The 12,580-nt window shown below is 64.6% G+C and carries 12 protein-coding genes; 6 read left to right on the top strand and 6 right to left on the bottom strand.

Annotated elements, in window-relative coordinates:
- Positions 1–40: 40 nt before the first annotated feature.
- Positions 41–469 carry a hypothetical protein gene (locus tag ACEOAC_RS05415; RefSeq protein ID WP_241812208.1) on the top strand — a complete coding sequence of 143 codons (429 nt, stop codon included), beginning with the start codon at positions 41–43 and terminating at the stop codon, positions 467–469.
- A 106-nt stretch (positions 470–575) separates the two neighbouring features.
- Here the strand turns inward: ACEOAC_RS05415 and nfsB are convergent, their stop codons facing one another.
- A complete protein-coding gene (gene nfsB, locus ACEOAC_RS05410; protein WP_413444517.1) occupies positions 576–1,229 on the bottom strand; it encodes an oxygen-insensitive NAD(P)H nitroreductase in 654 nt (217 codons plus the stop codon).
- 188 nt (positions 1,230–1,417) lie between these two features.
- Here nfsB and ACEOAC_RS05405 point away from each other — a divergent pair, with 188 nt between their 5' ends.
- Complete coding sequence (locus ACEOAC_RS05405; protein WP_006462057.1) at positions 1,418–2,323, top strand: LysR family transcriptional regulator; 906 nt, start codon at positions 1,418–1,420, stop codon at positions 2,321–2,323.
- A gap of 21 nt (positions 2,324–2,344) precedes the next feature.
- Here the strand turns inward: ACEOAC_RS05405 and ACEOAC_RS05400 are convergent, their stop codons facing one another.
- Complete coding sequence (locus tag ACEOAC_RS05400; RefSeq protein ID WP_413444518.1) at positions 2,345–3,301, bottom strand: DMT family transporter; 957 nt, start codon at positions 3,299–3,301, stop codon at positions 2,345–2,347.
- A gap of 297 nt (positions 3,302–3,598) precedes the next feature.
- A complete protein-coding gene (locus ACEOAC_RS05395) occupies positions 3,599–5,203 on the bottom strand; it encodes a methyl-accepting chemotaxis protein (protein WP_413444519.1) in 1,605 nt (534 codons plus the stop codon).
- A 303-nt stretch (positions 5,204–5,506) separates the two neighbouring features.
- Between ACEOAC_RS05395 and ACEOAC_RS05390 the strand changes: the two genes are divergently transcribed.
- From ACEOAC_RS05390 to ACEOAC_RS05375, 4 genes are all read left to right on the top strand, one after another.
- A complete protein-coding gene (locus ACEOAC_RS05390; RefSeq protein WP_413444520.1) occupies positions 5,507–6,298 on the top strand; it encodes an enoyl-CoA hydratase in 792 nt (263 codons plus the stop codon).
- Positions 6,299–6,415: 117 nt separating this feature from the next.
- A complete protein-coding gene (locus ACEOAC_RS05385) occupies positions 6,416–7,282 on the top strand; it encodes a TorF family putative porin (RefSeq protein WP_413444521.1) in 867 nt (288 codons plus the stop codon).
- A gap of 32 nt (positions 7,283–7,314) precedes the next feature.
- Positions 7,315–7,722, top strand: a complete 408-nt coding sequence (locus ACEOAC_RS05380; RefSeq protein WP_413444522.1) for a hypothetical protein — start codon at positions 7,315–7,317, stop codon at positions 7,720–7,722.
- A 99-nt stretch (positions 7,723–7,821) separates the two neighbouring features.
- Positions 7,822–8,379 carry a hypothetical protein gene (locus tag ACEOAC_RS05375; RefSeq protein ID WP_413445655.1) on the top strand — a complete coding sequence of 186 codons (558 nt, stop codon included), beginning with the start codon at positions 7,822–7,824 and terminating at the stop codon, positions 8,377–8,379.
- 18 nt (positions 8,380–8,397) lie between these two features.
- On the opposite strand, the gene ACEOAC_RS05370 is transcribed toward ACEOAC_RS05375, so the two are convergent.
- The 3 genes from ACEOAC_RS05370 to kdpC form a co-directional block, all read right to left on the bottom strand.
- A complete protein-coding gene (locus ACEOAC_RS05370; protein ID WP_077235453.1) occupies positions 8,398–9,108 on the bottom strand; it encodes a response regulator in 711 nt (236 codons plus the stop codon).
- Between the two features lie 8 nt (positions 9,109–9,116).
- On the bottom strand, positions 9,117–11,873 hold the full coding sequence (locus ACEOAC_RS05365; RefSeq protein ID WP_413628722.1) for a DUF4118 domain-containing protein: 2,757 nt from the start codon (positions 11,871–11,873) through the stop codon (positions 9,117–9,119).
- 91 nt (positions 11,874–11,964) lie between these two features.
- Entirely contained in the window at positions 11,965–12,576 is a 612-nt protein-coding gene (kdpC, locus tag ACEOAC_RS05360; RefSeq protein WP_241812216.1) for a potassium-transporting ATPase subunit KdpC, read from the bottom strand.
- Positions 12,577–12,580 lie beyond the last annotated feature (4 nt).

Raw genomic sequence — 12,580 nt, 5'->3', positions numbered from 1 at the left:
CCGCCGATAATACCGGAATCGAATTCCTGGCGAGACGATCATGCAGATTGCAAGAACAACAACCACGGCAAGCACGACAAGCACTGGAGAGCTCGCATTACCGGCGGCGGCCGATCCGGCAGCGGCGAGCGACGCCGGGCAAGACAGCGTGGCACTCAATGCCACCTCGACGGTGGTCAAGCTGTCCGGAGAGGCCAGGCAGCGCCTGGCCGAGGAGTTGCAGGGCAGCCTCACCGACCGGATCGGGACGGACGCGTCTTCAGCCCAGACGACCGCCAGACAGCGCAAGCTGATGGAAAAACTGCTCAGGCGCACTGCGCTGCTGAACATGGATGTGTTCAGCGCATTGCGCGACAAGCTACGTGCGCAACTACAGCAAAAACCTCAAACTCCGTTGATCCAGCGCCAGGCCAACGACGAAAAGGCGAACCAGCAAAGGGAAGACAGCAAACCTGCCGGTCCGGCCTGATGATGGAAAAAACGCCATTGCCCTCTCGGGAAATGGCGTTATGCACTGCGGCAATCATCAATCGGGCGCTGTACGGGCCGGCAGCGAACAGCTTGCCCCACGCAAATCAGAGTTCAGTGAAAACCGTCTCCGCTGCCAGGCGCGACTTCGGCAGCTTGGCGTTGAAATCTTCGGCACCGCTATAGCCCAGCCCGACCAGGACCACGCTGGTGAAGCCCTGCGCGTGCAGGCCGAGTTCCTCGTCCAGCACCTTGGCATTGAAGCCTTCCATCGGCACCGCATCCACTTCCAGTTCGGCCGCGCCCAGCAGCAGCGTGCCCAGGGCGAGATAGACCTGCTTCTCCATCCAGTGCTGGGCATCCTTCAATTCATAGCGATGCAGATTGCTGTACGACAGGCGCGAGCCGCGCTGGCCGGCGCGCGCCTCGTCATTGACGAAACGGCCATCGGCCTGTTCCTTCTCCAGCAAGGCCTCCAGGTGCGTCTCACTGATGGCGGTGCGGGCGCACAACACCAGCACGTGGGAGGCATTGAGGATCTTGGGCAGGTTGTACGGATAGCCGGCCTCGGCCGCCTTGCCGATACGCGCCTTGGCCGCATCGGTCGACGCCAATACGAAATGCCAAGGCTGGGAGTTCACCGATGACGGTGCCAGGCGCAGCAGTTCGCGCAGTTCGGCGATGATGGTCTCGGGGATCTTGCGGCTGGGATCGAAGGCCTTGGTGGAATGGCGCTTGCGGGCGGCGTGGAGCAGGCTCATGGGATTTCCTTGTGAACGGGTTGGCGATGGTGTTGAAGAATGCGGAGGCATGCCTGTGGGACGGCTGCTTGCATGACATCTTCCGGCAGGACGCACTTTCAAAAAAGTACGGCGCGGCAAAAACATTTTCAAAAAAAAATTGAAAGTAAAATAGCCGCCTGATCTCACCTCTGCCTCGACGCCCACCCATGATCCGCCTGGACGACCTCGCCATCTTCGTCTGCGCTGCCGACAATGGCAGCCTCTCCGCTGCTGCCCGCCAGCATGACGTCACGCCTGCTGTGGCCAGCGCCGCCATGAAGCGGCTGGAAGCCGAACTGGGCGCCCGTCTGCTGGCCCGCTCCACGCGCAGCCTGCGCCTCACCCCCGATGGCGAACGCTACCTGCAATACGCCCGCAATGCCCTGGCCGAAGTCAATGCCGGGCGCGATGCGGTGGCCCATGGCCGGCGCATGGTGGGTGGCAATCTCTCGCTGTCGGTGCCCTCCGATTTTGGCCGCAACCTGATGTGCCGCTGGCTCGACGAATTCCAGGCCCAGCATCCGGCGGTCAGCCTGCAGGTACGCATCAGCGACCGCGTGGCCGACATGTTCCGGCAACCGGTGGAGGTGGCCATCCGCTACAGTCCGCCCGACGATTCCAGCCTGGTCGCCCTGCCGCTGGCCCCAGAAAACCGGCGCGTGCTGTGCGCCTCGCCCGACTATCTGGCACGCCATGGACGCCCGCGCACACCAGCTGACCTGCGCCAGCACAATTGCCTGCGCTACCTGCTGTCGGACATGCTGCATTCGCAGTGGACCTTCTTCAAGGACGGCACACCAATCCAGGTGCAGGTCAGCGGCGACCGCGTCTGCGACGATGGCGAGCTGGTCCACCGCTGGGCAGTCGATGGCCGCGGCCTGGCCTACAAGTCGCGCCTGGACGTGCTGGCCGACCTGCGCAGCGGCAAGCTGGAAGCGGTGATGGAAGATTATCTGGGCGAACCCTCGCCACTGGATCTGGTGTGTACCCATCGCATGAGCCTGTCACCGACGGTGCGGGCGCTGCGCGAACTGCTCGGCGAGCGCATCGCGCGTTATCTCGCCGACCGCTGAAGTCGAGCTTCAGCCGTGGGTTCAGCCCTTGATGGCCAGGCGGCGCCAACCCATGGCGGGCAGCGCCGGCAGCAACAGGCCCAGGCACAGCAGGCCCATGCCCAGCAACAGATCGGGGGAGAGACGCTCCCCGAAGATCAGCGACGACAGCGTCAGGCCCACCACCGGCACGCCCAGCATGCACACCGACACCGTCACCGGCGACAGGCGCTGGGTCATCTGCAATACGATCAGGAAGGTCAGCGCGGTGGCCAGCGGACCGGTATAGGCGATCACGCCCCAGGAGTGCGGGTCGGCCAGGAAGGTCGGTGCACCATCGACCAGCGTCGCCAACACGCACAGCGGCACGGCCGCCACCAGCGTCTGCCAGGGCAGCAGGTCGAAGTCCAGCTTCACGCCCGGGGTCAGCTTGATCTGCAGGATGTTCATGGCCCACGACAGCGAGGCCGCGCCCAGCATCAGGTAGCCGATCATGCTGTGCAGGTCCGCATGCAGCAGCGCCGGCAGCACGATCACGGCAATCCCCACATAGCTGCAGACGGTGGCCAGCGATTGCCGGCCGTTCAGTTTGTGCTTCAATACCAGCGCGGCGCCCGGCACCACCCAGATCGAGGTGGCATAGGCGATCAGCGAAGCACGGCCCGGCATGACGAAATGCAAGGCGCCGGTCACCAGTGCCGTGAACAAGCCCATCTGCAGCACCCCCACCCCGATCACCACCGGCCACTCCTGGCGAGTGGGCAGGCGCAGCTTGCCAATGACGGCAGCAATTGCGAAGCTGAGCAGCGCCGCCGACAGGAAACGGCTGGCCGCAAACCACAGCGGCGGAATGAACTGGCTGCCGAACTTCATCACCGGCCAGTTACCGCCCCAGATGCAGATCGCCAGTACCACGCAGACCAGGAACAGGCGGCTCATGGCCGGTTGCCGGGCAGCTGCGGATCGGGTGGCATGGGGGCTGGCAATGGCGGTGGACATCTCGGACTCCAGGTAGGCAACAGGAGCGCCACCCTGCCCGACGGCCCATGAAAAAAGGCCGCCGGATGCATGTTGCAGCGCATCCAAACGGCCTTCATGGTAGAGAACAGACGGCAAAAAGTGCTGCCGTATTTGATCTGGAGAAACAGCGTTGACAGCATTTCCTGCTGCCATTTCATGATTTACAGATTAATTATTCGAACAAACCAAATTGGCGCAGCATGCACCACTTCGAACTGAGCCACCCCGGTTTGATCGCAAGGCCTGCGGTGCCGCAGCAGGCCACCACGGATTTCCTCAGCACTTGACCACCAGCGAAGAGGAACGGGACGCCGCCACCGCACCGGCCTGGCGATCCAGCGTGAACACGCCCACCAGTCCCACCAGCTTGTCGGCCTGCTCCTGCAGGGACTGCGCCGCAGCGGCGGCCTGTTCCACCAGGGCCGCGTTCTGCTGGGTGGTCTCATCCATCTGGGTGATGGCCTCGCCCACCTGTTCGATGCCGGAGCTCTGCTCATGGCTGGCGGTTGCGATCTCATGCACCACAGTCGAGACGCCCTGGATGCTGGACACCACTTGTTGCATGGTCTGCCCGGCCTGCTGCACCAGATGCGTCCCGGCGTCGACCTTGCCCACCGAGTCATCGATCAGTTGCTTGATTTCCTTGGCTGCCGCCGCCGAGCGTTGCGCCAGCGAACGCACCTCGGAAGCCACCACTGCAAAGCCACGTCCCTGCTCGCCGGCACGGGCCGCTTCCACGGCGGCGTTCAGCGCCAGGATATTGGTCTGGAAGGCGATGCCATCGATCACACTGATGATGTCCACGATCTTGCGCGACGACTCATTGATGGAGGCCATGGTCTGCACCACCTGCCCCACCACCTCGCCACCCTGGATCGCCACCTTGGCCGCACCGGACGCCAGTTCGTTGGCGTGCTGGGCATTGGCTGCATTCTGCTTGACGGTGGAGGTCAGCTCTTCCATGGCCGAGGCGGTTTCTTCCAGTGAACCGGCCTGCTGCTCTGTGCGGTTGGACAGGTCCATGTTGCCGTTGGCGATCTCATCGACCGAAGTCTTGATGGACTCGGTCGCGCCCTTGATGCCGTGCACGGTATCGACCAGACGGTCGCGCGTGTAGGCCACGGCCGCCACCAGGCTGCGGTCGTCACCACCCATGGTACGGATGGTGCCGGTGAGGTCACCGGCGGCGATCTTGCGCGCCATCTCCGCCGCCTCGCTGGGTTCGCCGCCGATGGAGCGGAAGATGTTGCGCGAGACCAGGCCCGCGATCAGCGACAGGATCACACCCAGCACCACCAGCACCACCACCGCCTGGATCAGGGCACGACGGAAATCGGCCTCGATGTCGTCGGAATACACGCTACAGATCAGGTCCCAATTCCACGGCTTGAAACGCTTGACGAAGCCCAGCTTGGGACTGGGCTTGTCACTGCCCGGCCGCGGCCACCAGTATTCCAGGTAGCCCTTGCCATCGGCCGAGGAGCCGGTCGCCGCAATCATCTTGTAGAGCGCATTGCCCTTGGCATCCTTGAAATCGATCATGTTGCGGCCATCGAGCTTGCCATTGATCGGGTGCATCACGATGACCGAATCGGCGGCCACGATGGTGGCGTAGCCATCACCGGTATAGCGCTGGTCGCGCACGCGTGCGATGGCGCCCTTTTGTGCCTCTTCGCGGGACAGCTTGCCGTCGGCTTCCAGCTTGGCGTAGCCGGCGATGGTGGTATAGGCCATCTCGGTGACGTCTTCCAGACCGCGTTGCCGTTCGGCAATCTGCAGGTCGCGGGTCTGGTAGGCATGCCAGATCGAAAGCACCAGCAGGGCGATCCAGGAGAACACCAGCGGAAGCCAGAGTTTTTTCTTCAGGGAGAGATTGTTCATGAGCGGAAAGAGGTGGCCGTGGTTGCACTGCGTTTGTAAGGTGATCGGGAAAGCCGAATGCCCACGCCACCCGCTGCCGGGACCCCGGCGCGACGTTCACTCCCCCATTCTCGTTTACGGCCGGCAATGTCCTCGGCTAAAGGGTGATTCCAGCGAAAGTCTGTATTTTTCATGACTATTTTTCAGTCCCGGCATAGTAATTCCCAGATAACAGGAGCGCCCCGCCACTGGATGACACACGCGGCCGACCATCCCTTCGATGACGCGCTACCATCCCACAACAATACTCAAGGAGACCCATGTATGACAGCTCACGAATCTATCCTGCTGCGGCAGGACCAGGATGGCATCACCACCCTCACTCTGAACCGCCCACAGCAATTCAACGCCCTTTCGGAAGCGATGCTCGATGCGCTGCAGGGACAACTGGATCAGCTCGCACGGGACGAGAACGTGCGCTGCGTGATCCTGGCCGCGCAGGGCCGCGCCTTCTGTGCCGGCCATGACCTGCGCGAAATGCGGGCCACGCCCCAGCAGGCCTACTACCAACAGCTGTTCGACCGTTGCAGCCGGCTGATGCAATCGCTGCGCGCACTCCCCGTGCCGGTTATCGCCAAGGTGCAAGGCCTGGCCACTGCTGCCGGTTGCCAGCTGGTGGCCAGCTGCGACCTGGCGGTCGCGGCCGAGAGCGCCCGCTTCGCGGTATCGGGCATCAATGTCGGCTTGTTCTGTTCCACCCCGGCGGTCGCGCTGACGCGCAACCTGCCCATCAAGCGCGCTTTCGAAATGCTGGTCACCGGCAAGTTCATCGATGCCACCACCGCGGCCCAGTGGGGCTTGATCAACCAGGCCGTCCCCGATACCGGACTGGACGCCGCCACGCTGGCGCTGGCGCACGAGATTTGCAGCAAGCCCGCCATCTCGATCCGGCGCGGCAAGGCCATGCTGTACCGACAGCAGATGATGGCCCTGCCGGACGCCTACACCCATGCGGCCGAGGTCATGGCCTGCAACATCATGGATGCGGAGGCGATGGAAGGGATCGATGCGTTTCTGGAGAAACGGGTGCCGCGCTGGCATGCCGGAGCCTACTGACGAGCGAGCGCAGCAGGCGGCATTTATCTGACGTTTACGATGCCCACGCAAAGTTTTATCCGGATTAAACGCCCACCCACCTAAGCTGCGTGCTCCTCAACCCGTGGAGCACCCAGCATGATTCGCCGTCACCAGGAACAACATCAACAACCCCAACCGGAATTGGTCCCGCTGGGCCAGCGCCGCCTGCGTCGCGCCCAACTGGCCGGCGTGGCCGGATTGGCGACCCTGGCCGCCAGCGTGCTGCTGGCCATCGCCGTCGTGACCCCGGCGCAGGCTGAAGAAAATGCCAATGCCACACCTGTGGCCGATACTTCCGCCCTGCACCTGACAGGCAACATCGGCGTGGTCAGCCAGTACGTCTTCCGTGGCACCACGCAGACCAACCAGAAGCCTGCCCTGCAGGGCGGCTTCGATCTCACGCATGACAACGGTCTCTACGCCGGCGTATGGCTGTCCAACATCAGCTGGATTTCGGATACGAACCCGGCCGCCTCGGCCAGCCTGGAAGCGGATATCTATGGCGGTTGGAAGTCGGTCCTGAGCGACTGGCTCAACGGCGACATCGGCGTGCTGCACTATGCCTATCCGGGCAGCTATCCCGATGGCATGACCCACCCCGACACCACCGAGCTCTACCTCGGACTGGATGCCAGATGGATCGCCTTCAAGTATTCGTACAGCACCGGCAACACCTTCGGCAATGCCGACACCCGCGGCAGCAGCTACGCCGACCTGTCGCTCACGCATGAGCTCTTCGCCGGCATCACCGGGCTGGCCCATATCGGCCGCCAGCACTACACCGGCCCCAATGCCGCCAACCTGTCCTACACCGACTGGAAGCTGGGCATGAGCCGCGACTTCTCCGGCTATGTGCTGGGCCTGGCCTATACCGGCAGCAACGCGCCCGACGCCGGCTACACCCTGCGCGGCAAGAACATCGGCCGCAACCAGTGGATCGCGTCGCTCAACAAGAGCTTCTGATCCCCATCCCACGCGCAAGGAGGATATCCATCATGCGTAGCCGTCTGCACTGGAAACGGGGCGAGGACCGCCTCCATCCGCTCTCACCGCGCCACCTGTTCCTGCGTACCGCGCAGCGGCGGCGCTACCGCTGCATGCTGGTGGCGCTGCTGATCTTCCTGATATGCGCCGGCATGGCACCACTGAGCCAGGCGGTGTCGCCCTATCGCGCTGAAGACGACTACGGCCCCTCGCCGCAGGCCCTGCAGCACCGCGAGGACTGTCGTCGCCAGATCGGCCAGGTAATGGCGGGGAAGATAGAAAGCGAGGATTTCGTGGCACGCAGCGATCGCGAATATTTCCGCTACGTGGTCCGCAAGGACCTGCGCGAAGTGATGTTCATCTGCGATGCGCGCAGCGGCGAAATCCGGCGCCAGATCGACCTATGGGGGGACCTTTAGGTTCACTTCCCGTCCCTGAGCGTGCGATGGACTGGACAAGCGGCGGGGCTGACGGCAAGATGCCGCATCCCCGCCGCTACTCTTTTCATCAGACTGCTCATGCAAGCCGATTACGCCACCATCCTGCAATGGATCTACCTGTTCAATTCACTGGCCCTGAAGCAACTGGGGCGACGCCGCAAGGCGAGGCAGCTGGAACAGGGGTTTCGTGCTGCGCAGACCAGCGACTGGCGCGCTACCGCGCCTGACTTCCTGTTCGCCCGGCTGGGCAAGCCGCATGCGCAAGTGGAACAGGATGACGGCAGCACCCTGCAACGCTGGCGTGGCGAGCGCCACTGGCTGGATGCGGTGTATCGCGACGGGCAATGCCAGAGCGTGGAGATTTCCGCGCATCAGGAAGAGAGCTTTCCCACCGTCAATACCTACTTCAACTGCGCCGTGCTGGCGGCGCTGGCCTGCGCCTGGAAATTCTCGGGCCTGGCCGATGCACCGGAGCTGCCGGTGGCCGCAGCGGCCAAGCAGTATCTGTCCAACTTCATCGTCTTCGTGGCGGGGGCCTGGCTGCTGTCCTTCGTGCTCAAGCGCCAGCGCATGCTGCTCAATCTCGGCTGCATCGCCATGGTGGTGCTGGCGCTGCCCTTGCTGAACTGGCCTTGATCGCGCTGGCCGCAACGACTATTCGGCCACCACATCGGCCAGCCGATAGCCCACGCCGATCTCGGTGAGGATGTGCACCGGCTGGGCGGCATCGCGCTCCAGCTTCTGGCGCAGGCGCTGCATGTAGATGCGCAGGTAATGTCCATCTTCCACGTGCGACGGTCCCCAGCCGGCCACCAGCAATTGGCGGTGCGTGATGACGCGCCCGGCATCGCGCAGCAGCGTGGCCAGCAGGCGATATTCGATCTGCGTCAGATGCAATGGCTCACCATTGCGCGTGACGCTGCGCGCCGGCAAGTCCACCGCCACCTCCCCCATGCGGTAGCGACCGCTGGCCTGTCCCGTGGCGGAAGCACGCGCATGGCGACGCAATTGCGCGCGCATGCGGGCCAGCAACTCAGGCATGCCGAAGGGCTTGACCAGATAATCGTCGGCCCCGGCGTCGAGTGCCTCCACCTTTTCGGACTCCTGGGTGCGGGCCGAGAGAATCACGATGGGCACGCTGCTCCAGTTGCGGATTTCGCTGACCACCTGCTTGCCGTCGCCATCGGGCAGGCCAAGATCGACGATGATCAGGTCGGGCTTGCGGGTCCCGGCCTCGGTGATACCTTCGCGGGCGGTACGGGCTTCGTGGACGATGAAGCCTTCCTGTTCCAGCGCGCCCTTGACCAGTTTTCGGATGTGCGGGTCATCTTCGATGAAGACGATATTGCCTGCGTGTTCTTGCATGGTGTTCCTCATTCCTCGGGCGGGGCCGGCTGCGTTTCCACCGGCAGGGTAAAGCAGACGGTAGCCCCCTGCCCGGCTTCCTGCGGGGCGATCCAGATTCGGCCCTGGTGCGCCTCGATGATGGCGCGACAGATCGCCAGTCCCAGGCCCACGCCGGGGGTGCTGGACTCGTTGTCGCCACGGGTGAATTTCTCGAAGGCGTGCTGCGTCATGGCCGGCGGGAAGCCGCGCCCCTGATCGCTCACGCTGACCTTGAGCTGGCGGCTGCCATCGCTCTGCTCGACATGGGCCGCGATGGTGATGGGACTGCCGGCGGGTGAGTACTTGATGGCGTTCTCCACCAGGTTGGCCAGTACCCGCTCCAGCAAGACCGCGTCCACCCGCAACAAGGGCAGGTCGGCAGCGATGCGGGTCTCGACCTGTCGTCCTTCCAGCGCCTTGGCCAGCAGACGCAGCGCCGAGCCGGTCAATTCTTCCAGGGCATTCCATTGCCGGTTCAGCGTGACCACGCCAGCCTGCAGCCGCGCCATGTCCAGCAGGTTGTTCATCAGCCCGACCATCTTCTGCGACTGCTCGCTGATGGTGCGGGCCATGGCGCGGGCGTCGTCGTCCAGACGGGCATTGGCGGCCAGGACGTCGGCACTGCCCACCAGCGAAGTCAACGGCGTGCGCAGGTCGTGCGAGATGGCCGACAGCAGCGAATTGCGCAGGCGTTCCGATTCCATCGTCACCAGCGCATCCTGGGCCACCTCGGCGTAGTGCAGGCGTTCGATGGCCATGGCGATCTGGGAACAGAAGATTTCCAGCATCTGCCGATTCTCGGGCAGCGCCAGCTGGGCGGCCGCCAACTGGCCCTCTTCCTCGCTGGCGGCATCGATGGCAAAAGCCAGTACGCCACGGGTCCGCATGGTGGCCGTCAGCGGCAGGTACAGGGCTGCGGCCGAGGGCAAGGTGGCCGTGCCCTTGCCGGCCGCCTGTCCATTGTCATAGACCCACTGCGCCACCCCCGCATCCACGCTGTGCAACACATGCGCGCCGCTGCCGTCCTGCTCCGGCGCGGTCAAGCGCAACTGGTCGGCACTGTCCGGCAAGAAGAAGGCGATGCGCGCCCCGAACACGGCGGCCAGGTGACGGCGGCCGATTTCCAGTATCTGGTCCAGCGTGAGCAGGGCCGACAGTTCCTTGCCCAGCATGTAGAGATTGGCAGCCCGCGCCTCGCGCTGCATGGCCACACTGGCCTGGCGCCGCAGGCGTGCCGTGAGCGAACTGATGAACAGCGACACTGCCAGCATCACCGCCAGGGTCAGCAGGTACTGGGCGTCGGACACCGTGATCGAAAAACGCGGATCGACGAAGAAGAAATCGAAGGAGATCACCGACAGCACCGACACCAGCGCCGACGCTGCCCGCCCATGGCGCATCGCCACCAGCATCACGCCCACCAGGTAGAGCATGATGACGTTGGCCGGATGCAGCTTGCCGTCCAAGAGGAAGGCCAGCGTCGTGGTGGCTGCGCAGCTGGCCACGGCCCACAGGGTGCCACGCGTGCGACGCCGGCGCGTAAGCAAGGCCTCCGCCGCGCTGGCGGCGCTGTCGGTGGAACGCTGCTCGGGCTGCTCGCGCGTGCGGCTGCGGGCGATGGTGTAGAGATCGATCTCGCCACCGGCCGCGGCGATACGTTGCGCCAGCGAGCCACGCGGCCACTGCAGGAGCTGACGCAGACCGCGGCTCTGCTGGCCGATCACCAGCTTGCCGGCGTTGCGGCTGCGGGCGAACTGCAGCAGTGCGGCGGCCAGCTCCTCACCACTGATGCTGGCCGTTTCCGCACCCAGCGATTGCGCCAGTTTCAGATAGGCCACCACCCGCTCACGGCTGGCCATGGCCTGGCGCTGGCGCGGCAGATCCACGTGTACCGCCAGCCATTCGGCCTGCAGCTTGGCGGCCAGCCGGGCGCCTTCACGGATCAGGCGTTCCTCACCGACGCCGCTGCCGATGGCCACCACGATGCGCTCACGCGCCTGCCACAGCTGGGCGATGGAGCGGTCGGCGCGGTACTGGCGCATGTCGGCATCGACACGGTCAGCGGTGCGGCGCAGGGCGATCTCGCGCAGCGCGATGAGATTGCCCTTGCGGAAGAAGTTGCGGCCGGCCTTCTCCGCCTGTTGCGGCAGATAGACCTTGCCCTGCTGCAGCCGCGCCAGCAGTTCGTCGGGCGGGATATCGACCAGCTTGACGTCGTCGGCTTCGTCGAAGACATGGTCGGGCACGGTCTCGAAGACGCGGATGCCGGTGATCTGACCCACCACGTCGTTGAGGCTTTCGATGTGCTGCACATTGAGGGTGGTGTAGACATCGATGCCGGCGCGCAGCAGTTCATCGATGTCCTGCCAGCGCTTGGCATGGCGCGAACCCGGGACATTGGAGTGCGCCAGTTCGTCCACCAGAATCACGCCGGGCCGGCGTTCCAGCGCGGCATCCAGGTCGAACTCGGGCAACTGGCGATTGCGGTAGGCCACCATGCGCATGGGCAGGCGTGCAATGCCGGCCAGTTGCGCCTCGGTCTCGGCACGGCCATGGGTTTCGACCACGCCGGCGATCACGTCCACGTCCTGGCCAGCCAGCGCCTGGGCGGCTTCCAGCATGGCAAAGGTCTTGCCGACACCGGCCGAGAATCCGAAGAAGATCTTCAGGCGGCCGCGTGCCTGGCGCTCTTCGTCGCGCATCACGCGTTCCAGCAGGTCGTCGGGGTCGGGGCGTTGGTCCATGGCGGGTATTCGGGTTGCTGGCATTGTAGTGGCAAAAGGCCGGGGGCACGGCAAACGCGTGCCCCCGGCCTGGCTTGCGCGGACGTCTGACTTACTTGGGATCGGCCTGCGCGCGCAATGGTGCTGCCACATCCAGTGCCAGGTTCAGCTTGAGCACATTGACGCGTGGTTCACCGAACAGCCCCCATTGCGGGGTCTCGCTATTGCCACGGATCAGCGCCCGCACCTGCTCTACGCTCACGCCACGCGCACGGGCCACGCGTGCGGCCTGGTAGTCGGCAGCGGCCGGGCTGATGTGCGGGTCCAGGCCGCTGGCCGAGGCCGTCAGCAGGTCGATGGGGATGGCGCCGGTGTTACCGGGATCGGCTTCCTGCAGGGCCTTGGCACGGTCTTCGGCGGCCTGCTTCAGGGCCGGATTGGTCGGGCCCAGGTTGCTGCCACCGGAGGCCATACCATTGTTGGGGAAGGTGCCCGAGGCCGAGGGGCGGCCCCAGAAATAGGCCGGGCTGCTGAAGTTCTGGCCGATCAGTTCGGAGCCGACCGGCTGTCCCTGGCGTTCGATCAGGCTGCCATTGGCCTGCTGCGGGAAGAAGGCCTGCGCCAGGCCGGTCACCAGCAGCGGGTAGAGGCCGCCCAGCAGCACGCCCAGCAGGATGAACAGCGTGATGGCCGGACGCAAAGGATGAGGAGTAGAGGTTTTCATGAGG

This window comes from Herbaspirillum frisingense (genome assembly GCF_047325095.1).
Taxonomy (GTDB): domain Bacteria; phylum Pseudomonadota; class Gammaproteobacteria; order Burkholderiales; family Burkholderiaceae_D; genus Herbaspirillum; species Herbaspirillum frisingense.
The sequence above is the reverse complement of the archived record's forward strand: the minus strand, read 5'-3'. Positions and strand labels throughout refer to the sequence as shown.